At 35.1% G+C, this 21598-nt stretch carries 17 protein-coding genes; 11 read left to right on the forward strand and 6 right to left on the reverse strand.

Features of this window, described 5'->3' with window-relative positions:
- Positions 1 to 90: 90 nt before the first annotated feature.
- From uvrB to YW9_RS0112190, 4 genes are read right to left on the reverse strand one after another with little or no spacing between them, the layout of a single operon-like run.
- On the reverse strand, positions 91 to 2082 hold the full coding sequence (gene uvrB, locus YW9_RS0112175) for an excinuclease ABC subunit UvrB (RefSeq protein ID WP_018280446.1): 1992 nt from the start codon (positions 2080 to 2082) through the stop codon (positions 91 to 93).
- Between the two features lie 11 nt (positions 2083 to 2093).
- Positions 2094 to 2654: a GNAT family N-acetyltransferase gene (locus YW9_RS0112180; protein WP_018280447.1), complete on the reverse strand. Its 561-nt coding sequence runs from the start codon at positions 2652 to 2654 to the stop codon at positions 2094 to 2096.
- Between the two features lie 20 nt (positions 2655 to 2674).
- The gene (locus YW9_RS0112185) at positions 2675 to 2965 is read right to left on the reverse strand and encodes a DUF721 domain-containing protein (protein ID WP_018280448.1); all 291 of its coding nucleotides are present in this window, start codon (positions 2963 to 2965) and stop codon (positions 2675 to 2677) included.
- A 13-nt stretch (positions 2966 to 2978) separates the two neighbouring features.
- Positions 2979 to 3383 carry a hypothetical protein gene (locus YW9_RS0112190; RefSeq protein WP_018280449.1) on the reverse strand — a complete coding sequence of 135 codons (405 nt, stop codon included), beginning with the start codon at positions 3381 to 3383 and terminating at the stop codon, positions 2979 to 2981.
- Between the two features lie 105 nt (positions 3384 to 3488).
- On the opposite strand from YW9_RS0112190, the gene YW9_RS0112195 reads away from it, so the two are divergent.
- The 3 genes from YW9_RS0112195 (at position 3489) to creD (ending at position 5965) form a co-directional block, all read left to right on the forward strand.
- Positions 3489 to 4112, forward strand: coding sequence for a hypothetical protein (locus YW9_RS0112195; RefSeq protein WP_018280450.1), 624 nt, complete (start codon positions 3489 to 3491; stop codon positions 4110 to 4112).
- Positions 4113 to 4205: 93 nt separating this feature from the next.
- Positions 4206 to 4514: a winged helix-turn-helix domain-containing protein gene (locus YW9_RS0112200; protein WP_026194028.1), complete on the forward strand. Its 309-nt coding sequence runs from the start codon at positions 4206 to 4208 to the stop codon at positions 4512 to 4514.
- An 80-nt stretch (positions 4515 to 4594) separates the two neighbouring features.
- Entirely contained in the window at positions 4595 to 5965 is a 1371-nt protein-coding gene (creD, locus tag YW9_RS0112205) for a cell envelope integrity protein CreD (protein WP_018280452.1), read from the forward strand.
- Positions 5966 to 6021: 56 nt separating this feature from the next.
- Here the strand turns inward: creD and ribH are convergent, their stop codons facing one another.
- Positions 6022 to 6498: a 6,7-dimethyl-8-ribityllumazine synthase gene (gene ribH, locus YW9_RS0112210; RefSeq protein WP_018280453.1), complete on the reverse strand. Its 477-nt coding sequence runs from the start codon at positions 6496 to 6498 to the stop codon at positions 6022 to 6024.
- A 90-nt stretch (positions 6499 to 6588) separates the two neighbouring features.
- The gene (locus tag YW9_RS0112215) at positions 6589 to 7377 is read right to left on the reverse strand and encodes a tetratricopeptide repeat protein (RefSeq protein ID WP_018280454.1); all 789 of its coding nucleotides are present in this window, start codon (positions 7375 to 7377) and stop codon (positions 6589 to 6591) included.
- A 288-nt stretch (positions 7378 to 7665) separates the two neighbouring features.
- Between YW9_RS0112215 and YW9_RS0112225 the strand changes: the two genes are divergently transcribed.
- The 8 genes from YW9_RS0112225 to YW9_RS0112260 all read left to right on the forward strand — a co-directional run.
- Complete coding sequence (locus YW9_RS0112225) at positions 7666 to 8184, forward strand: inorganic diphosphatase (protein WP_018280456.1); 519 nt, start codon at positions 7666 to 7668, stop codon at positions 8182 to 8184.
- Positions 8185 to 8262: 78 nt separating this feature from the next.
- A complete protein-coding gene (gcvT, locus tag YW9_RS0112230; RefSeq protein ID WP_018280457.1) occupies positions 8263 to 9345 on the forward strand; it encodes a glycine cleavage system aminomethyltransferase GcvT in 1083 nt (360 codons plus the stop codon).
- 392 nt (positions 9346 to 9737) lie between these two features.
- Entirely contained in the window at positions 9738 to 9929 is a 192-nt protein-coding gene (gene ccoS, locus YW9_RS0112235) for a cbb3-type cytochrome oxidase assembly protein CcoS (protein WP_018280458.1), read from the forward strand.
- A 16-nt stretch (positions 9930 to 9945) separates the two neighbouring features.
- Positions 9946 to 12132: a cytochrome-c oxidase, cbb3-type subunit I gene (ccoN, locus tag YW9_RS0112240; RefSeq protein ID WP_026194029.1), complete on the forward strand. Its 2187-nt coding sequence runs from the start codon at positions 9946 to 9948 to the stop codon at positions 12130 to 12132.
- Between the two features lie 5 nt (positions 12133 to 12137).
- Complete coding sequence (locus YW9_RS0112245) at positions 12138 to 12335, forward strand: hypothetical protein (RefSeq protein WP_018280460.1); 198 nt, start codon at positions 12138 to 12140, stop codon at positions 12333 to 12335.
- Complete coding sequence (locus YW9_RS0112250) at positions 12332 to 13183, forward strand: cbb3-type cytochrome c oxidase N-terminal domain-containing protein (RefSeq protein ID WP_018280461.1); 852 nt, start codon at positions 12332 to 12334, stop codon at positions 13181 to 13183. The genes YW9_RS0112245 and YW9_RS0112250 overlap by 4 nt, the downstream gene beginning before the upstream one ends.
- 112 nt (positions 13184 to 13295) lie before the next feature.
- On the forward strand, positions 13296 to 14720 hold the full coding sequence (gene ccoG / locus YW9_RS0112255) for a cytochrome c oxidase accessory protein CcoG (protein ID WP_018280462.1): 1425 nt from the start codon (positions 13296 to 13298) through the stop codon (positions 14718 to 14720).
- A gap of 249 nt (positions 14721 to 14969) precedes the next feature.
- Positions 14970 to 21598, forward strand: a 6629-nt coding sequence (locus tag YW9_RS0112260; protein WP_018280463.1) for an Ig-like domain-containing protein, incomplete at its 3' end; no start/stop codon positions are given.

Raw genomic sequence — 21598 nt, forward strand, 5'->3', positions numbered from 1 at the left:
GATATAAAAAAGTTTAAAAGTTGATTAAATAGTACAAAAAAATGCTCTTTATTTTAGTAAAATAGAAATAAACTTAATAATACAAAAGAATTAAATTTTTAGTTCTTCTAATTTTTTAATCTCGTCACGATATTGGGCAGCTTTGACAAAGTCAAGTTCTTTGGCGGCAGTTTCCATTAGTTTGCGAGTTTCTCGGATTTTTTTCTCGATTTCTTTTTGTGAAAGAAGTTCTGTTCGAACCTCTTTTTCCTTTTTGAATGAAGGGTCGTAATGAAATTCAGTAATTGGGCTTTTGCTAAGTGTATTTTCGATTTTTTTATTTAAAGGCTTGGGAGTGATTCCATTACGGAAATTGTAATTCATCTGTTTTTCACGCCGATAGTTGGTGTCATCAATAGTTACTTGCATACTTTGAGTGATTTTATCGGCATACATAATGGCTTTTCCGTTTACGTTTCGGGCAGCTCGTCCCACCGTTTGGGTCAGCGAACGTGTAGAACGCAAAAAGCCTTCTTTATCAGCATCTAAAATAGCAACAAGCGAAACTTCAGGTAAATCCAAGCCCTCACGAAGCAAGTTTACACCTACCAAAACATCAAATAATCCACGACGTAAATCTTGCATAATTTCCACTCGTTCAAGGGTATCCACATCGCTGTGAATGTATCGGCAACGCATCCCAATTTTGGTCAAATATTTAGTAAGCTCTTCCGCCATTCGTTTGGTGAGAGTGGTTACCAAAACACGTTCGTCCTTTTCTACGCGGAGCTGAATTTCCTCCGCCAAATCGTCAATTTGGTTTTCGCTCGGACGAATTTCGATTTCGGGGTCGAGCAATCCTGTCGGACGAATAATCTGCTCAACGTAAACCCCTTGTGTTTTTTGAAGTTCATAATCGGCAGGTGTTGCACTTACGTAAATTACCTGATTTTGAAGGGCTTCGAATTCCTCAAATTTCAGCGGACGATTATCTAAAGCAGCGGGTAAACGAAAGCCGTATTCTACCAAGTTTTCCTTCCGACTGCGGTCGCCCCCATACATTGCGTGTACTTGCGGAATAGTTACGTGACTTTCATCGATAACCATCAGAAAATCATCAGGGAAATAATCCAATAAGCAAAACGGGCGTGAACCAGGCTCTCTTCCGTCCAAATAACGTGAATAGTTCTCAATTCCAGAGCAATATCCCAACTCGCGAATCATTTCCAAATCGAAATTGGTGCGTTCTTCCAAACGTTTCGCTTCCAAATGTTTACCGATTTCTTTGAAATATTCCACTTGTTTGACCAAATCTTGCTGAATGTTCCAAATGGCTTTTTGTAACACATCGGGCGAGGTTACGAACATATTGGCAGGATAGATATTCAAACTATCGTAACGTTCTAATACTTTGTTAGTTTGCGGGTCGAAAACCTCAATTTCTTCGATTTCGTCTCCAAAGAAATGAATGCGGAAAGGTGTATCGGAATAGCCAGGATAAACGTCCACCACATCGCCTTTTACTCGGAAATTTCCGTGAATGAAATCGGCAGTGGTTCGGGCATACAAACTTTGCACCAAACGATGCATAAATTTAGTTCGTGCAAGTACTTCGCCTCGTTTTATGGTAATTACATTCTTCTGAAATTCAATAGGATTCCCGATTCCATACAGACACGAAACGGAAGCCACAACCAACACATCGTGTCGTCCTGAAAGCAAGGAAGAAGTAGCGCTAAGCCGTAATTTTTCGATTTCTTCATTGATAGAGAGGTCTTTTTCGATGTATGTTCCCGTAGTGGGAATGTAGGCTTCGGGTTGGTAATAATCGTAATACGACACGAAATATTCCACCGCATTGTTCGGAAAAAACGCTTTAAATTCACTATATAATTGAGCAGCAAGGGTTTTGTTATGAGCCAAAACAAGCGTTGGACGTTGTACATTCTGCACCACATTAGCCACAGTAAAGGTTTTCCCTGAGCCTGTCACACCGAGTAAAACCTGATATTTTTCCCCTTTTTCGATGCTTTGAGTCAGTTGCTTAATGGCTTGAGGTTGGTCGCCAGTAGGCTGAAAATCAGATTGTATAGAGAATTGCATTAAGTGTATTTTTATTTATGTGTTTCAAAAACCAAATGTTTATAACTTCCACCTGCTAGTGATTGTTTATTCACATATTCAAATCCTAAGCGTGTATAGAGCTTTTCGGCTTGTGGATTTTTTTCATCAACAAGTAGCCCGATTTTTCCAAGTTTGTGTTTAGAAACATACTCTTTCAGAAAAGTAATTAATTGAGAGCCAATGCCTTTTCCTTGTCCTTGAGGGCTTACGCTCACTGTATCAATATAAATCTCTCCTTCGGAAGTTTCATCTTCAACAATGATTTTTCTTCCAGAAATTTGCTCAGACAATGTCAGAACAGGCTTTCTAAGTTCGTGCAAATCGGCACCATCATAAAAAACTAAAGAGCCAATAGCTTGGCTATTTTCTTCAAAAACAATTGTATTTGTATAGGAATATTGATTTCTTTCCTTCAAAAAAAGCGTTTTTAAGAAAGAAATTGCTTGAGTTTTATCTTCTTTTCCAATGAGTTTGAAAACAATTTCTTCCATTGCCTGAAACATCAGTGGGGCTACAAAATCAGCATCGTTTTTTATTGCAAATCGAATCATTTTTATTTTTTCCTTAAGTTTTAACTTGTAAGATGTAATTTTTTTACCACTTCTTCTCCTAACTCTTCATTGATGAGAGCTATAATTTTTTCTTTCCCGTACCCTAATTCCTGACAAAGAGCAGGAGATGATAATTGAATGCAAAGTACATCTCCCTTGAGTTCGACTGATGTGGTGTATTTTATGATGGCGTTGCCCATCAATCGCTCCCAAATTTCTTGTACTTCCACTTTGTGGAGGCCGTATTCTAAGCGATTTTGCTTGATAAGTTGTTTAATAACGGAAGATAATAATTGCGTGTTTCCTTCCATAAGACTTTGATAATTAATTTTTTACTTTCTTGTAATGATAAGTAATGTTAGCTTCATTTTTAACTACGAAAGAAGTTTCATTCACCAATTCCAAAACTTCTATCCATTGATTTTCACCATTTTTATAATTCATCTTGAAAACGTTACCTTCCTTAGTAATTTTGAAAATTTCACTATCATCGTTAGTTTGAAAGTTGCCCGTTAATTGTGGATACACTTTTTTGCGAAAGCCTTCAGAATTTTTAATTTCAATATAGTCGTAAGTAGTGTTTACTTTGTATTCTTTTGTACTTTTATCTGGCATAACCACTTTTTCAATTTCCCAATATCCGTTGAGATGTTGCAAATCAGATTCCTTAATTTGTTGATTACAAGAAACTAAGATGATGAAGATTAATGATACAAGTAACTTTTTCATATTAATGGAAGTTTAAAAACGATTCCAAAGATATGAAAAAAATATCTGAAAATTTTGTAGTATGAAAAATAATGACTTACTTTGCAATTCAAAGTACTTTTAAAGATGGAAAATAAAAAATATCTTCAAGATTTACAAGATATTAAGCAAATAATGCAGAAATCTACTCAATTTCTGTCACTTAGTGGACTTTCAGGGATTTTAGCTGGGGTGTATGCTCTTGTGGGGGCCTATGTTGTGCATTTGCTTCTCAAAAATCATTATCTTTATAATCAATATGTTATATTGGAAAGTCGTACGTTTAAAGCCATTTTAGGGGTAGCTTTTGTAGTTTTATTATTGTCTGTTACAACGGCTTACATTTTATCAAGTAGAAAAGCAAAGAAAAAGGGAGAAACACTCATTAACGCTACATCAAAACGAGCTTTTTTAAATTTTGCTATTCCAATGCTAACAGGAGGAGTGTTGATTTTGTTGCTTTTAAGAAATCAATATTACGGATTATTGGCTCCTATGACGCTCATTTTCTATGGCTTATCTTGTGTGAATGTTAGTAAATACACTTTCCGTGATGTGCGTTATCTGGGAATTACTGAAATCATTTTAGGACTTTTAGCAGTTGAATTTTCAGGTTATGGATTGGAGTTTTGGACGATAGGTTTCGGAATATGCCATTTGCTTTATGGTTCGATAATGTATTTTAAATATGAAGTAAAAGTTTCAAAATGAAATATAATAAATTCAATTCTACAGAAATCATTATGATTCTTTGAAAAACATTTGCTTGATAGGTATATAGATAAATTTTTAGTAGTCGAAATAGTGAAAAATATTCTTCAGCATATTAACAAAGCTTTTGATAATCGAGTGAGACTCGGTATAATGTCCGTTTTGGTTGTTAATGAAAGTGCTGATTTTAATTCACTTAAGGAACTTCTTGATATTACAGACGGAAATCTTGCAAGTCATACGAAAGCTCTTGAGAATGAAGAATATATAATTGTAGAAAAAAAGTTTATCGGACGTAAAACCAACACGAGTTATAAAGTAACTGAAAAAGGAAGAAAGGCTTTTCAAGAACATTTGAATGCTTTAGAAAAGATTATAAATCAGGAAAATATGAAAGATTGATTTTAATCTATTTTTTTTATAATTTAACTTTGAAATTCAAAGTGCTTTTAATAGATAAAATAACTAAATAAATTAATTTTATGGAAACAAATCAAAAATCATTTTTGGCAAATGTATTACACTCAAACACAACACGTTTGATAATGATTGGAGCATTAACATTGTTCTTGCTCATTCCTCTATTTTTAGTAAAAAAACTAATTAATGAACGAGCCGTAAGGCAATCAGAAGTGATTAGGGAAATTAACTCAAAATGGGGAAATGAAGTGTTTTTTTACGGACCTATTCTGAAAATTCCCTATCTAACATACATACAAAGCGAGGTTTATGATAATAAAACGAAAACAACCATTATTGAAAAAACAGCAGAAGAACATTATGCATACTTTTTTCCTGAAGAACTCAAAAATGTTTCACAGGTACAAACTGAAATCAAAAAGCGAAATAATTACGAATCTGTGGTATTTACCACTCAAATGGATTTTTCAGGGAAATACATAAAACCTGATTTTTCTTCAAAAGGCATTTCTGATACAGATATTTTATGGGATAAAGCTACGATTCTTATTAGAACTACCAATCTTTCGAGTATAAAAAATGGTGTTAAGATGCTTTTTTCTGATAAAGAATATGTTTTTGAGCCAATTTATGAGGTTCAAGATGGTGAAGATTATAGTTATTATAGCCAAAATAATGGTTATAGAGTAGTTTCTTCACTTGAAACACCATTTTTTGATGTAAAAAATCATTTTGAAAACGGAAATTTTAGTTTTTCTATAAAATACGATGGGAGTGCAAAAATTGGAATCGTTCCCATTGGAAAAGTTACCGAAAGTACAATTCAATCTGATTGGAAAGACCCCAGTTTCAACGGGAGTTTCCTTCCATTTCAAAAAAATATTACAAATAGTGGATTTTCAGCTGATTGGAAGATTTTACACATTAACCGACCTTTTTCACAACAGACGTTTGGTTCTTTACCTGATATTGGAAAGTACGCTTTTGAAGTAGATTTTGTAATTCCAGTTGATGAATATCAGCAAAATGAAAGAGCAGCTAAATACGGATTTTTAGTTATAGGACTTACATTTCTGATTTTCTTTTTAATACAGACAATCAGTAGGATAAAAATTCATATTTTTCAATACACAATGATAGGTTTGGCACTAACGATGTTTTATACATTATTAATTTCTATTACTGAACATAGTAGTTTTTCGAAGGCATATTTCATTTCTTCTGTGATGGTTGTGTTGCTTATTGGTTTGTATTCAATTTCAATTTTGAAGAACAAGAAGTTCCCGATGTTTATAGTAGCTTCTTTATCAGTTCTCTATGGATTTATTTATGTGATTATCCAGTTGGAAAGCTACGCACTTTTGGTAGGAAGTATTGGTCTGTTCCTCATTTTAGCTTTAGTGATGTATGTGTCAAGGAAGATTGAATGGTAATATTGGTTTTAATCAAAAGAAGAGCATTTGTAAAATGCTCTTCTTTTTTATGAAAATCAGATGTTTATCATTTTAATGGCAGCAATAGCGGCTTCAACGCCTTTATTTCCGTGTTTTCCGCCACTTCTGTCCAAAGATTGCTGTAAGTTATTATCAGTCAGAACACAAAAAATCACAGGAGTATTTCCTGTTGCGTTCAGTTGAGCAATTCCTTGCGTAACTCCTTGACATACAAAATCAAAATGACGTGTTTCGCCTTGAATAACACATCCAATAGCAATTACAACATCGACATTTTGAGTATCAATCATTTTTTTGCTTCCATAGATAAGCTCAAAACTTCCAGGAACTTCCCAACAGATGATGTTTTTCTCTTCAGCTCCACAATCTCTTAAGGTGTCAATAGCTCCTTTTTTTAGTCCGAATGTGACTTGCTCATTCCATTCAGAAGTGACGATGCCAAAACGAAAAGGCTTTGCACTGGGAATTGTATTTTTGTCGTATTGTGACAGATTTTTATTTTCAGTTGCCATATCTGTTTTATTTTTAAATATTTACACCTGCCACTTTGGAGTTATCCAAAAGATGACAGGTGTGTAATTGTTTGTTATGAAAAATGTATTCTAACTATTTATTTTCCCAAGAAGAATGTCAATGGTTCTCGCTTCTTCCGAATTAGGGAATTCATCTTTAATTCGTTCAAAATATTTGTTTGCTTCCTGATTATTGTTCTGTAACATAGCTGTAATTCCTGCCTTTTTCAAATAGATAGGCGTAGTGAACTCATTTTTGCTATGCTCAAAAGCTTTCTTGTAGAAATTTAATGCCTCAGCGTTATTTTTTTGTTGAGAATAAGCATCACCGATATTTCCTAAAGCCAAAGCTCCGAGAATTTCGTCAGGAGAATTAAATTTTTTCAAATGCTCAATAGCTTTTTCATAATTTCCTTGATTCATATATGCCATTCCAGCCGAATAATTTGCCAGATTTGCAGCTTTTGTTCCGCTGTAATTCTCAATGATTTCCAAAAAGCCATATTTTCCATTTCCTCCTTTTAGTGAAACAGTAAATAAAGAGTCCTTAACTTTATCATCTGTAGCGTTTAAAGCTTGGTCGAAAAATTCTTGAGCGAAGAATAGTTCATTGGCACCTTCGTTTTCTCTAGGTATCAATACGAACCTTTGATAAAGTAAGTACCCTAATCCAACTACCGCTACTGCAACTAACGTACCGATGATAGTTTTTTGATTTTTCTGAACCCAAGCCTCTGCTATTGAGGTGTTTTCTTCAATGGTGTCGAATACCTTTGCAGTAGTACTTTCCTCGTGAAGTAATTCTTCTTGAAATTCATCTAAATCTTCTGTCTTCTTTTTTCTATTAGGTCTGTCGTTTCTCTTTTTGTAAACTGCCATATCTATTTCTTTAAAAGTTCGGCAAAAATAAAACTTTTATTTTTATTTGAAAGAAGTTTTTGAAAAATTTTTGGTTATTTACGAAGAAGTTTTAGTATTTATGAAGTTGGTGGTTTGCTATATACAATACATTTATGGTTGGAAAAAGGAAATTAATTTTGGTTATTCAGTAATAAATTAGTTTTGAATGAGTGTTTTTATTCAGAAAGTTTTAATTTTAAATTGTTTTTATTGGTCTTTTCCGAATTATTTGTCTATTTTTGCAACTGTTAAAAATATTAAAAGAATATGTCTAAAAAAGAACAATTATCTTTCGATGTGTTAATCGAAATTCCGAAGGGAAGCCGAAATAAATATGAATACGATTTTGAATTGAAAAAAATTAGATATGACCGAATGATTTTTTCTTCGATGATGTATCCTGCCGATTATGGTTTTGTTCCCGAAACGTTGGCGTTGGATTCTGACCCGTTAGATGTGTTAGTTTTGGTTTCTGAGCCAACCTTTCCTGGTTGTGTGATGGAAGTAAAACCACTTGGAGTTTTCCATATGGCAGATGAAAAAGGTCCTGATGAGAAAATGATTTGCGTTCCAGTTTCTGACCCAGTTTGGAGTAAACTTAATACGTTAGACGACGTGAATCCGCATTTGATTATGGAAATTGAACATTTTTTTCAAGTATATAAAGATTTGGAAAAGAAAAAGGTAGCCGTAAATGGTTGGGGGAATCTGGAGGAAGCTGTGGAAATCTACCACGAATGCCGAGAGCGTTACGCTACAGGAGATAAGAAATTTTCGATAAAGTAATATAAAGATTTCAATAATATCGGGTTGATTTCTGATAAAAATAACTAACCACTGAAATTTAAAAAATAATAGAATAATATGAAAAACACAGCTTTAACCGATGTTCATATTGCATTAGGAGCAAAAATGGTTCCTTTTGCTGGTTACAATATGCCTGTTCAGTATGAGGGTGTTAATGTAGAACACGAAACGGTAAGAAATGGAGTTGGGGTGTTTGACGTAAGCCATATGGGAGAGTTTATTCTCAAAGGAAAACACGCCTTAGATTTGATTCAAAAAGTAACCTCTAACGATGCGACAACATTGTATGATGGAAGGGCACAATACAGCTATTTGCCAAATGACAAAGGAGGAATTGTTGATGACCTTATCGTGTACAAAATTGCAGATGAACATTATCTATTAGTTGTTAATGCTTCTAATATCGAAAAAGATTGGGACTGGATTAACAAGCATAATACTTGGGGGGTGGAAATGGAAAATGCCTCTGACCAATATTCATTGTTGGCTATTCAAGGGCCTAAGGCTTTGGAGGCAATTCAGCCACTTACATCTGTAAATTTATCAGAAATAAAAAACTATCACTTTGTAATTGGTGATTTTGCAGGTGTGAAAGATGTAATAATCTCTGCAACAGGCTATACAGGTAGCGGAGGAGTTGAAATATATGTTAAGAATGAACATATAAAACACGTTTGGGACGAAATTTTCAAAGTGGGAGAACCTTTTGGAATAAAACCTATTGGTTTGGCAGCTCGTGACACACTTCGTTTGGAGATGGGATTCTGTTTGTACGGAAACGATATTGATGATACAACTTCCCCAATATCAGCGGGATTGGGTTGGATTACTAAGTTTACGAAAGATTTTATAAGCTCTGATGTAATCAAGTCAGATAAAGAAAACGGAGTTGACAAAAAGTTAGTTGGCTTTGAAATGCAGGAGAAAGCAATTCCACGTCACGGATATGAAATTGTTGATAATCAAGGAAATGTAATTGGAAATGTTACCAGTGGAACGATGTCGCCTTCACTTGGTAAAGGAATTGGTTTAGGGTATGTTCCTACTGAGCTTTCTAAATTAGGAAGTGAAATTTTTATCCAAATTCGTAAAAATAAAGTTCCTGCAACGGTGGTAAAGCTACCTTTTTATAAAGGATAATTTTTATAGATACTTGAAAATTAGCAAAATAATTTTTTAATTAAGCTCGAAAATCAGAACTACAGGTTTTGATTTTTGAGCTTTTTGTTTCGTTTTAATGGAGAAAAAGGCTTCAATTAAATTGAATTTTGCATTTCCAGAAATTATTTATTGTGAGGCAATACTTGTTTAAATTGAAGAAGGTTTTGATTGTTTTAAAAGTTATGCTAAAAAAGAAAGAAAATTTTTACTTTTTTTAACTTTATAACTAATTTGTTTTCAGTTGATTGTGTTGTTTTTGTCTGAAAATAAAACTTTAGATTTATTAAAAATAAAAAAAAAAGATATTTGTCACTTTTTTAACTGATTAAGATTATGTACTTTTGCCACATCTATACAATAACTGTTTTCAGATGAGTGTGATATATATGTTGATTAGTATAAGTATTGTAGTGGCGTTGCTGTTTTTTTTTCTGTTCATAATGGCAGTAAGAAAAGGACAATATGATGATAGTCACACCCCCGCAGTACGAATGCTTTTTGAAGATGAACTCGTTGATAAAAAAACAGAAAATGTAACTGAAGAAGAAAAACTAACTGAATAATTAATTAAAATAAATAATGGAGAAGCAACAATTTTACTATGACAACAAAATTGTACGGAAGTTCCTTTTTGCAACGCTCTTTTGGGGAGTTATAGGAATGGTAGTGGGGCTATGGTTGGCCTATTTGTTTTTATTTCCGACAATGTCTAACGAAATTCCTTGGTTGAGTTTCGGACGCCTTCGTCCTTTGCACACAAATGCTGTTATTTTCGCTTTTGTGGGTAATGCTATTTTTGCGGGGGTTTACTATTCGCTACAACGACTTTTGAAAGCTCGTATGTTTAGTGACTTCCTTAGTAACTTCAACTTTTGGGGGTGGCAGCTAATAATTCTTGCGGCTGCGATAACCCTTCCACTGGGTTACACTACTTCCAAAGAATATGCCGAATTGGAGTGGCCAATCGATATAATGATTGCTTTGGTGTGGGTAGCTTTTGGGGTGAATATGATTGGTACGCTTTTAAGAAGAAGACAGCGTCATATTTATGTGGCTATTTGGTTCTATTTGGCGACATTTGTTACGGTAGCTGTACTCCATATTTTCAACAACTTGGAGCTTCCTGTAACAATGCTTAAGTCTTATTCTGTTTATGCAGGGGTTCAAGATGCATTAGTTCAGTGGTGGTATGGTCATAATGCGGTTGCTTTCTTCTTGACGACACCATTTTTAGGTTTGATGTACTATTTTGTTCCAAAGGCTGCAAATCGTCCAGTATATTCTTACCGATTGTCAATTATCCACTTTTGGAGTTTGATTTTTATCTACATTTGGGCAGGTCCGCACCATTTGCTATATACAGCTTTACCTGAGTGGGCACAAAACTTAGGTGTTGTGTTCTCAGTAATGTTGGTGGCTCCTTCTTGGGGAGGTATGATTAATGGTTTATTAACACTTCGTGGTGCTTGGGATACAGTTCGTGAGAGTCCTACATTGAAATTTATGGTGGTAGCTATCACAGGTTATGGTATGGCTACTTTTGAAGGACCAATGCTTTCGCTTAAAAATGTAAATGCGATTGCTCACTTTACAGACTGGATTATCGCTCACGTTCACGTTGGAGCATTGGCTTGGAATGGGTTTCTTGCTTTTGGTATGATTTATTATATTGTACCTAAAATGTGGAAAACAAATCTTTATTCTATGAAGTTGGCAAATTTCCATTTCTGGATAGGTACTTTGGGTATTGTCTTTTATGCTTTGCCGCTTTACGTTGCAGGATTTACTCAAGCGTCATTATGGAAACAGTTTAATCCGGATGGAACTTTAACATATGGAAACTTCTTGGAGACAGTAACTCAAATTATGCCGATGTATGCTCTACGTGCTGTTGGAGGTACTTTATATCTGATTGGTGTTCTTGCTGGGGTTTATAATGTTATAAAAACATTGCAAACAGCTCCTAAGTTGGAAGATGAGTTGGCTCAAGCTCCTGCTTTATCAAAAATTAATGGAGGAAGATTGCAAGGAGAAACTTTACATACTTGGTTAGAAAGAAAACCTATTCAAATGACAATTTGGGCAACAGTTGCTATCCTAATTGGAGGTATTGTGCAAATTGTACCAACTATCTTTGTAAAATCGAATATACCTACAATTTCAAGCGTGAAACCATATACACCTCTTGAATTGGAAGGACGTGATTTGTACATTCGTGAGGGATGTGTGTCTTGTCACAGCCAAATGGTTCGTCCGTTCCGTAGTGAGGTAGAGCGTTACGGCGAATTTGCAAAAGCAGGTGAATTTATTTACGATCGTCCTTTCTTGTGGGGAAGTAAACGTACAGGTCCTGATTTGCTTCGTTTAGGAGGAAAATATTCTGATAACTGGCATTTCAACCATATGTACGACCCAACGAGTACTTCACCGGGAAGTATAATGCCTGCATATCCTTGGCTTACAAGAGATAAACACGATAGAGGTAATATTGAGGCTAAAATGCGTGGATTGGTTAAACTGGGTGTTCCTTATACAGAAGAAGATATAGCTAACGCTCATAAATCAATGGAAGAACAGGCTGCAAGTATCGAAAAGAATTTGTACAACGATCCTGATTTTGTTAAGCAATACGAGGCTTCTAAAGCAAAAGCTGAGAAAGCAGGTGAAGAATTCATTCCGATGAAAGATCGTGAAATTGTTGCACTTATTGCTTATTTGCAGCGATTAGGTACAGATATTAAAATTAAAACTGCAAACGCTGAATAACAACAATGATTAAGTCTATTAAGGAAATAATGGCATCGGCAGAGGGGTACGAATTTTTTCCCATAGTGTCACTTTTGATATTTTTTATCTTTTTCGTAGCACTATTTTGGTGGGTTTTTGGCTACAAGAAAGAATCCATTGACCAGATGAATAATATTCCTTTCGATAATGACGAAGAAAATAACAACAGTACTTTATCATGAAAAGAAATTTAATACCATTTTTACGAGTAATAACCATTGTTGGTGTTGTAGCTCTTGTTTTGGAACTTTTATACGGGAGCAAAGGGGAATGTGCAATTGCTAAGTATTCTCAAATTCAGATGCTTCTGGTTTTTTTACTTTTCGTTTTGATTTTTACAGAGGTCGTTTTGCGAGGAGTTGATAATTTAACTTATGGTATCAAACCTAAGTCAGGATTTGCAGCAGAAGAGGGTTCTTTATGGAAGCGTTTTTATGCAAGTATGGTTAATCAAGTTCCGATTGAGCGTGAAAGTGAAATTATATTAGAACACGAACACGACGGGATTAAAGAGCTTGATAATACATTGCCTACTTGGTGGGTGTATTTATTCTATGCTACAATAGTTTTTATGGTTGTATATCTTATTCGATTTGAAGTTATTAGAGATTATAATCAAGTAGAAGAATACGACAGAGATGTAGCTCAAGCTAAAATAGAAATTGCAGAGTACAGGAAGAATAATCCAAATTTGCTAAATGCCGATAATGTGAAACTTCTTACTGATGCCTCTGATATTGAGGCGGGTAAAAAAATCTTCCAGATGAATTGTGTTGCCTGTCACGCTATGGATGGTGGGGGAGGTATTGGTCCTAACTTAACTGATGATTATTGGATTTTAGGAGGAAGTATCAATAAGATTTTTAATACCATTTCAGAAGGAGGTAGAGATGGAAAAGGTATGGTGGCTTGGAAAGCTTTATTGAAACCAGAAGAAATAGCTCAGGTAGCAAGTTACATCAAAACCTTAAAAGGAACTACTCCAGCAAACCCTAAAGCTGCTGAAGGAGATTTGTATACAGAAGAATAACAGAGAGTTAGATTTTTAAATATTAATGGTAAAGGTTAGAGAATTTGATGTTGAGTGGTTTGCTATTCACTCATATTCTCTAACTTTTTTGTTGTTTTTATAATAAAATATTATGGCACAGCAAGGTAAAGATGTTTTTCGTGATTCTATCGGAACTATTGATGAAGAAGGGAAAAGAGCTTGGGTATATCCAAAGAAACCCTCAGGAAGATATTATCGTTATAGAAAGTATGTGAGTTATGTTCTTTTATTAATACTTTTTGTGAGTCCTTTTATAAAAATTAATGGTAATCAGTTTTTATTATTTAATGTACTTGATCGTAAATTTAATATTTTCGGACTCCCTTTTTGGCCACAAGATTTTTATCTGTTTGTAATTTCTATGATTATAGGAATTGTTTTTCTTTCTTTGTTTACAGTAGTTTTTGGAAGAATTTTTTGCGGTTGGATTTGTCCTCAAACCATATTTATGGAAATGGTTTTTCGCAGAATTGAATACTGGATAGATGGAGATAGAGGAGCACAAATGCGATTGAATAAACAACCTTGGAATGCCGAGAAAATTCGCAAACGTGTTCTGAAATGGACAATTTTTTTCCTAATTTCATTTTTGGTTGCAAATGTATTTTTGGCATATTTGATAGGCTCTGATATTCTTCTTACATATATCATTGAAGGGCCTATAAATCACTTGAGTACGTTTGTGGCATTATTTATTTTTACCTGCGTTTTCTATTTTATATTTGCTTGGTTTAGAGAGCAGGTTTGTATCATAGCTTGTCCATACGGACGATTGCAAGGAGTCCTTCTGGATAATCGTTCTATCATTGTTGCGTACGATTATGTTCGTGGTGAAGGAGAAAAGGGACGTAAAAAATTCCGTAAAAATGAAAATCGTCAGGAGCTTGGTCATGGTGATTGCATTGATTGTTCGCAATGTGTACACGTTTGTCCTACAGGAATCGATATTCGTAACGGAACTCAACTGGAATGTGTGAATTGTACAGCTTGTATTGATGCTTGTGATGATGTAATGGATAAAACAGGCTTTGAACGTGGTTTGATACGTTTTGCAAGTGAGGAAAATATCGCTAAGAAAGCTCCTTTCAAGTTTGATTTAAGAATGAAAGGTTACACCGCTGTGCTTACAATTCTTGTCGGAATATTGATAGGAATGCTATTTGTACGTACTGACGTTCAGGCAAATGTATTGCGTGTGCCAGGTCAGTTGTACAATCACGAAGGAAGAGGAATTATCAGTAATATATACACATACAAAATAATTAATAAAACCACGCGTGATTTTGATAATGTTACTATAAAAGTAGCTGGAAAGTCAAATGCTGAAGTAGTATTAGTAGGGAAGACGTCAATTTTTGTTCCAAAACAAGGAATGGCAGAAGGGACTTTATTTATAAAAATTGAAGAATCTTCTTTGGAAGAAGAAAAAACAAAATTGATTTTAGATGTTTATAGCGAAGGAAATAAAATAGAGACAGAAAAAACTATATTTTTGGGCCCTCGTGTATTCAAATAATTTTGTTATTGTATTGATTGTTAATATTATAACTTGATTTTCATATTCAAGTTGTATTTTTGACTTTGTTTTATAAAAATTATTATTTAGTTTATTTTCGATTTTACTATTCTTAAAATATCTGTAATTGATTTTAAATCAAATACAACAATTATTGTTAATTTAATCATAAATTACTACGTTGTAATTTATTTTGATTAATTAATTGATATATTTGCCTTTGAATGCACTTAAATAAAAAAACTCACTATGAGAAAAGTATTTAATTATATGGATATGAGAGGTCTATATTTTCTAATTTTAGTTTATTCTTTTTTTGGATTTCAGGTAGGATACGGACAGGGGGTAATAATTCCTCCAGGAGGTATTACTGTGGAATCGGGGCAAGAAATTACACAAAGACCTAATCCTTACGAATTAGGTAAATTGAGGGTTCAGGTAAACTTTATAGGATCTGCATCGGATGCTACTGTAACAGTAACTTTACCTGAAGGTGTTACAATGAAACCCAATTCATTAGTTAAAGAGTCCACGGGTAATGGCACCATAACAGGAATTAGTGAAACTGGTTCTATTATTAATTTTACCATTACGGGGGCATCAGGAGAATTTATATTTTCCTTACAGAAGTTACTTTCACCGTTAGCACATAAAAAAGCAACCACTAATGATTCTACCCAATCTTATACCTTAGCAGACAAGGTTAAGATAGTTAAGGGGGTGAACACAGTGGAGAAAATTTCAAGTACTTATACTTATAAGTACCCGCTTATGTCAGTTGCTGAGATTTCTGCCAATAACAATGCCATTTTTGGAGAAAATATGGGCACTTTTAAGCTGTTAAATGGAGGAAATGGGAAGATATTCGATATTTACTTTGTTGTAGAGTATCCTACAAATATTGAACATAGTGAAATCTCTTATCAAGGAATAGTGTTAAATCACATAGGTCAAATTGGAGGTAAATATATCTTTTTGTTGCCTTCTGCAGAACATAATAATGGTAACGGGTTGAGTAATGGACAATCTGTCATTATTAATCATAAATATAATGTAAAAAAGGCTTGTTTAAATGAACAGCTTGTTTATACGGTCAATTGGGGAGAATCTCAAAATGAGCAAGATTGGTATGAGTATAAAGACAATATTGCACAAAGGACAGTGAGTAGTGCTACGGGGGCACCTAATATTGAAATTATAAGAAAGAATGTAAATAACACTAACGCTCAATCGAATAACACTGATTATACAAAAACATATTTTAAACCTAATCCTAAATCAGGTGGATGTTATGCTTTAAATGAAACTGTTGGGACATTGCGTTATGCGTTTAAAAATTATGGACCTAACACCAATGCCGCATCTGCAATTTATAAGTTAGTAATGTATTTTAGGGAAGGTAGAAATGATGGTACCACAGCATTTTTCCGTCCTGAAAATTTCTATATTGTAAATCCTGATACAGGGGTAAAGACTCCGTTTACTCTTACACCAGCAACAGCTACTGGTATTACAGGGGCTAACAAACTGTACAAGGCTGATTTTAGTAACCTAGCAACAGACCCTGATGGAACAGGAAAGGGGTTGGAAGACTTAGATGGTGATGGTAAATATAATGAATTACCTTCTCAAAATGAACTTATTATAGAGTATGATTTGGTAGTAAACCGAGCAGATAATTATACGAATTGTGTTTCACCTAACTTTGGCGGTACTTTAATTTATGATCAATATAGGGCGTACGCCACTTATGAAACTAGTTGTGGAGACAAGGTAGGAGAACAAGGAGCCAATCCATTGCAAGGGGCCGTAGAAATGCAAAATAATGCGTATGCTAATTATCTTAGAGTGTTGCCTTCTAGTGAATTACCTATTCAACTTGTTGAGGGTGGAGGTGTTAAACAAGCTCGTTTTATGTTTTCTTCTGACGCTTTTTATATACTTCGTCGTATCCAATCGGGAGGTGATGCTCATAATTGGCGTATTCAATATAATATCAATTTACCTGCAGGGGTTAAGGCAACTAATGTTAAGTGGGTAGATTCTGTTGTTTTTCCACCCGCTCCAGGTACGTTATCTACAGACCCACTTGCTGGATCAGTTACTACGGGGCAAAACTTGGTAGTTATCTCGCCTTACACAAATAAACGTGGATACGTTATTATGGATTTGGAGGCTGATTGCTCTTCAGGAAGTGGGACTTTAAATATAACTTATGAGGCACTTATGACTGAAGATATTGTTAATGCACCCGATTGTAAACGTAGGTTGCTTTGTGAGACCAAGCCTATACAAGTGGCTTGTGCATCAAATTGTGGTAATGACGGACCTTCGTTGTTGTCAACCACAGGGGAGAGGGCTGAAAACTCGTATGGTTGGACAGACCATACCATGCAGACTCGACATACTAAAGCCACTATGCCAACCGAGATGCTCAAACGTGCTTTGTATTTGGATGATGTAGAAATTAGTGCATCAGGTAAACAAAATGGACAGGCTAATAATTTATATTATAGTTTCACTACCAATCCAGGAGTGTCTTTAAATCCTAAGGAAATTAAGTTTACTTTTACCAGTGGAACACGTTCAGGAACTACAGTTACACTTCCAGCTACTGTAGCTACAGTACAGCGTTTTAAAGATACAGAAAGCAATGCTTGGAGAGATCGTTATGTCAAAGTTGTTTGGAATTTAACTTCAGCACTTAATAATGTCCCTCTTGAAAATGACGATACTTTTAAAGTAATAGCTACTTATCAAGTGGACAGAAATTCTGAAAGATTGGATAATGCTCAAGATATACTTGCTGTTAAGGAGTCATATTTCTTTATGTATGATACCGATGGGGTTACTGAGCGTTATTGTGGGGTAAAACAAACTCCTAGTTTTTTTGTAGCCAATACGGCAATACAATTTGATGGATTAAATGGTTATCTTTTAAATGCTTGTGTGCCAACTAATATAGGTACAAATATGATACACTTGGCAAGGCGTTTTTCAGCGGGTGGAACTCGTTTTGTTGGCGAATTCCGTCCAGACCGTTTGATTAAAACTTTCTCTTTTACGTTGCCTAAAACTTATTCGGTTTCACAAATTGTTTATGAATATGCCACCAATACCGGATTATCAACAAGGCCAACAATAAACATTCCAGTAAGTGATTTTACTCAAACGACAATCGGAAATGATATAGTTTATACTTTGCAAAATACTTATGATCCAGTAAGTAAAACATATAAATTGCCTCCTGGTCTTATTACTTTACATAATGAGTATGTAGCTGTTATAAGAGTGACAGTACAGGCATCTTGTGGAGCAAAAACAGATAAAACGGAGTATGCGAAAACCAATACCACTCACTATGACTATTTTTATCATTATGGGTTGAATACTCCTTATGGTGTGCCCCATTCAGGTTCACCACAACAGACCGAAGGTACGAATCGGCCACTTGACTATCGTAACAAGCCAAGTGTTAAGTTAGAGGTTGTAGGCAATAGTACTTTTGATGTCGTTCATACCGAACAAGAATTGAAGGTAAAACTAACTAATAAAAACGGTAATTTTATTGCTCCTTATACTTGGATTTCTATTCCAGATGTAGTTGGTATTGATGTTATAGGTTTATATGAAGGTACTAATTTAATATCAAAACAAGCTTCTATTACAGGAGAATCAATGTATCATATCAGTACCGCAGGATTAAGTCCAGGTCAGTCCAAAGATTACACAATTAGAGTGCGATTAACTAATTGTTCAACAGCAACCTTGAAAGTGTATTCGGGTTGGAATTGTAATTCTTTTCCACTTTCTTATAATCAAACTTGTAGTAGTGCTACAGACTCTAATTTGTCTGATTCGGAAACATCATTTACATTAAATCATTCTGGAAGTGAGGTACAGTTAAAGAGGTTAATAACCCCCAATCCTGAAATTCCTGATCCTTCATCACCAGGAACAGAACGTGCCAAATTACGTATGTGCGAAGATAACTGGTATGAGTATGAGATAAACAGCGGAAAACCAGGAGATGTAATTCATCCACAAATTTCTATAACTAAGGAGTATGGGATTGAAATTCCTGAAATACAGGTGTTCTATCCTTTTAATAGTACTGTTACTAAGACACTTGTATCAATAGATAACAACACAACTGTAGTGTATGATCTGTTGGAAGCAAATCAAGTTCTTTATGGTACTGCTTCTGGTCAAGACGAAAATAATCGTAAGATACGTGTACGTATAAATGTCAAACCCTCGTGTGATTTCCGTATAGGCTCTACCTTCGGCATAGAAGTTCTAGGAAAAAATACTTGTGGAGGAAACCTTGATGGCACTCGTGATAACGCAATTACCGCAAGTGTTGAAGGAGTAAATACATTGAACTACTCTATAACAAATACGCTGTCATATAAGCTAGGTGATGCAAATAGTTGTATGAGAGGGGCTATTTACGAGGGAAGACATCAAATTTCAGCCACATCAGGAAACTCAAGTGGACCAAATGGCAAAGTGGTGCTTCGTATTCCTGAAGGGTTTGATATTGTTGCAGGAACATTTACAGTAACTCATTTGTCAGGTGTATTCAATGGAACTGTTGACATAAATTCAGGTAAAGTTGTTGCTTCTGGAGCGAAAGAGTATCAAATCACAATTCCTGCTAATATGTCAAATGGAGATTATTTCACCTATGAAATAACCATTAAACAGCCAGACAATTCACCTTCTACAAATTGTGGAGTTGTAAAAGAGATTGAGTACTATACAATTGATGAGATAAATACGGTGAGCTGTCCAATGAATGGAATCAGTACGCCGTGTCCAAGTATGAGTTTTATAACAGCAGAGGCTAAGAAAGAACCTATTAAAGCAGAAAGGGCATCTCTTGTAATTAGTAATTTAAGCACAATTTCAACTGTTCAAAATGGTAAGGAAAAAGTCAAATTGACTTTTGATATACAAAATGTAGGAACGGTGGATTACGTTGGGGAACTGAAAATATCTCTATTTGATGACTCAAACAATAATGGGGTAATAGACCAAACGGATGCTCCTTTAGGGATATTTACTGTTGCGAATAGAACTTATACAGCAGGTGCAACAATAGGTGGATTAGAGGGAACTATAGAATTAATGCAAGAACAAATATGTCGTTTGAGAGCTAAAATTTTGTCAACAGAAAATCGTTGTTTATGTGATATGTCTGATGTAAAAGTTCCTTCGCCAACGGCAATTTCTGGATTAGTTGAAAATATCATAGTTTGTGAATTGGAAACAAAGCAATTTGAGTATAACCCAGACGCTCCACAGAATTACGTTTCGTATAATTGGACATCTTCTGATTCTGATGCTATGAACTATTTATCGGGAGTTACCACCAAAAATCCAACATTTACCTATACTGGAACGAAAATAACAGTAGCAAGGACATATAGTTATACGTTGACCATAAGGAGAGCCAATGGTTGTGAAGCATCACAAGAGGTGACGGTAACAGTTAATCCTGCTCCCTCGGCACCAGCAGTGCTAGCACAAACTTTTTGTAGTAATACTTTACCAACTATATCTAATTTGGAACCTAAGGGATCAAATTACAGGTGGTATGATGTACCCACAGGAGGAACACCTCTTTCAGGTACTCAGGTTTTGAATACGGGAACATATTATGTTGCTGATGTTGTGGGAGGATGTGAAGGAATTCGTGCAGAGGTTACTGTGACACTAATTACTTGTAACGTTATAGATGCTGTAGATGACGATTTTGGAACGATTCCGATGGGAAGCACTACTACACAAACAGTGATTAATAATGATACCTTGAACGGGAATCCTGTTGTTATTGGTACGAATGTGGGAGAGGTAACTCTCACATCAGGTACTATGCCAATAGGAATTACATTGGACCCTACTAATGGTCGTGTTAGTATTGGTAATAATGTTCCTAGTGGTATATATACATTCACTTATGAAATTTGCGAGAATGGGGTTACTACTGCAAATTGTGATACGGCTACAGTTACAGTTGTCGTTAGTACAATTGAAGCAAATGATGATGATATGAGTAGTTCTCCAGTTGATGGAGCAACAGGAAATTCTAACCTTGTAAATGTGCTTACAAATGATACTCTCAATGGTATCCCAAACATCCCAATTTCAGACGTTACTATTACTGTAACTACTCAAGCAACACCAATAGGAGGAAGCTCAAATGTTCCAGTTCTTGATCCTGCAACTGGGAATGTAAGTGTCCCAGCGGGTACTCCGGAAGGAACTTATACAATTACTTATCAGGTTTGTACAAAATCTACTATTTGTGATACAGCAAATGTTGTGGTTGTAGTTACAGCTCAACCAATAAATGCCAAAGATGATACTTTTGCTCCTGTTGTTGGAGTTACAGGCGCAAAAGCAGGTAATGTACTTTCTGATAATGGAAGTGGTACAGACACTCTAGGTAGTGTTGCAGCAACAACTGCAAATGTTGATATTTCTGTGGTCACATCCGCCTCACAAATTAATGGCAATCCAAATGTACCTACTTTGGACACAAATACAGGTGAAGTTAACATACCAGCAAATACACCAGCAGGAACTTATACCATAGTGTATCGTATTTGTGAGAAATTAAATCCAACGAATTGTGATACAGCAACAGCAACAGTTGTGGTAAGTCTAACAGATTTGGAAGCTGTTCCAGATGACTTTAGTGGAACACCAATTCGTGGAACTGATGGAGGAAACACATCAAGTGTTCTAACCAATGACAAATTGAACGGAACTCCATTAAATCCTTCTGATGTTACGCTCACTTGGGGAGCTACTCCTCCGAATGGATTTACACCAAATATAGATGGAACAATTACAATAGCACCAAATAC

It is taken from the genome of Capnocytophaga cynodegmi DSM 19736, from assembly GCF_000379185.1.
Lineage (GTDB): Bacteria > Bacteroidota > Bacteroidia > Flavobacteriales > Flavobacteriaceae > Capnocytophaga > Capnocytophaga cynodegmi.

Excerpts from the sequence above, each read along its gene's own strand:
- uvrB (WP_018280446.1), bottom strand. The coding sequence starts at position 2,082 with ATGCAATTCTCTATACAATCTGATTTTCAGCCTACTGGCGACCAACCT.
- YW9_RS0112180 (WP_018280447.1), bottom strand. The coding sequence starts at position 2,654 with ATGATTCGATTTGCAATAAAAAACGATGCTGATTTTGTAGCCCCACTG.
- YW9_RS0112185 (WP_018280448.1), bottom strand. The coding sequence starts at position 2,965 with ATGGAAGGAAACACGCAATTATTATCTTCCGTTATTAAACAACTTATC.
- YW9_RS0112190 (WP_018280449.1), bottom strand. The coding sequence starts at position 3,383 with ATGAAAAAGTTACTTGTATCATTAATCTTCATCATCTTAGTTTCTTGT.
- YW9_RS0112195 (WP_018280450.1), top strand. The coding sequence starts at position 3,489 with ATGGAAAATAAAAAATATCTTCAAGATTTACAAGATATTAAGCAAATA.
- creD (WP_018280452.1), top strand. The coding sequence starts at position 4,595 with ATGGAAACAAATCAAAAATCATTTTTGGCAAATGTATTACACTCAAAC.
- ribH (WP_018280453.1), bottom strand. The coding sequence starts at position 6,498 with ATGGCAACTGAAAATAAAAATCTGTCACAATACGACAAAAATACAATT.
- YW9_RS0112215 (WP_018280454.1), bottom strand. The coding sequence starts at position 7,377 with ATGGCAGTTTACAAAAAGAGAAACGACAGACCTAATAGAAAAAAGAAG.
- YW9_RS0112225 (WP_018280456.1), top strand. The coding sequence starts at position 7,666 with ATGTCTAAAAAAGAACAATTATCTTTCGATGTGTTAATCGAAATTCCG.
- gcvT (WP_018280457.1), top strand. The coding sequence starts at position 8,263 with ATGAAAAACACAGCTTTAACCGATGTTCATATTGCATTAGGAGCAAAA.
- ccoS (WP_018280458.1), top strand. The coding sequence starts at position 9,738 with ATGAGTGTGATATATATGTTGATTAGTATAAGTATTGTAGTGGCGTTG.
- ccoN (WP_026194029.1), top strand. The coding sequence starts at position 9,946 with ATGGAGAAGCAACAATTTTACTATGACAACAAAATTGTACGGAAGTTC.
- YW9_RS0112245 (WP_018280460.1), top strand. The coding sequence starts at position 12,138 with ATGATTAAGTCTATTAAGGAAATAATGGCATCGGCAGAGGGGTACGAA.
- YW9_RS0112250 (WP_018280461.1), top strand. The coding sequence starts at position 12,332 with ATGAAAAGAAATTTAATACCATTTTTACGAGTAATAACCATTGTTGGT.
- ccoG (WP_018280462.1), top strand. The coding sequence starts at position 13,296 with ATGGCACAGCAAGGTAAAGATGTTTTTCGTGATTCTATCGGAACTATT.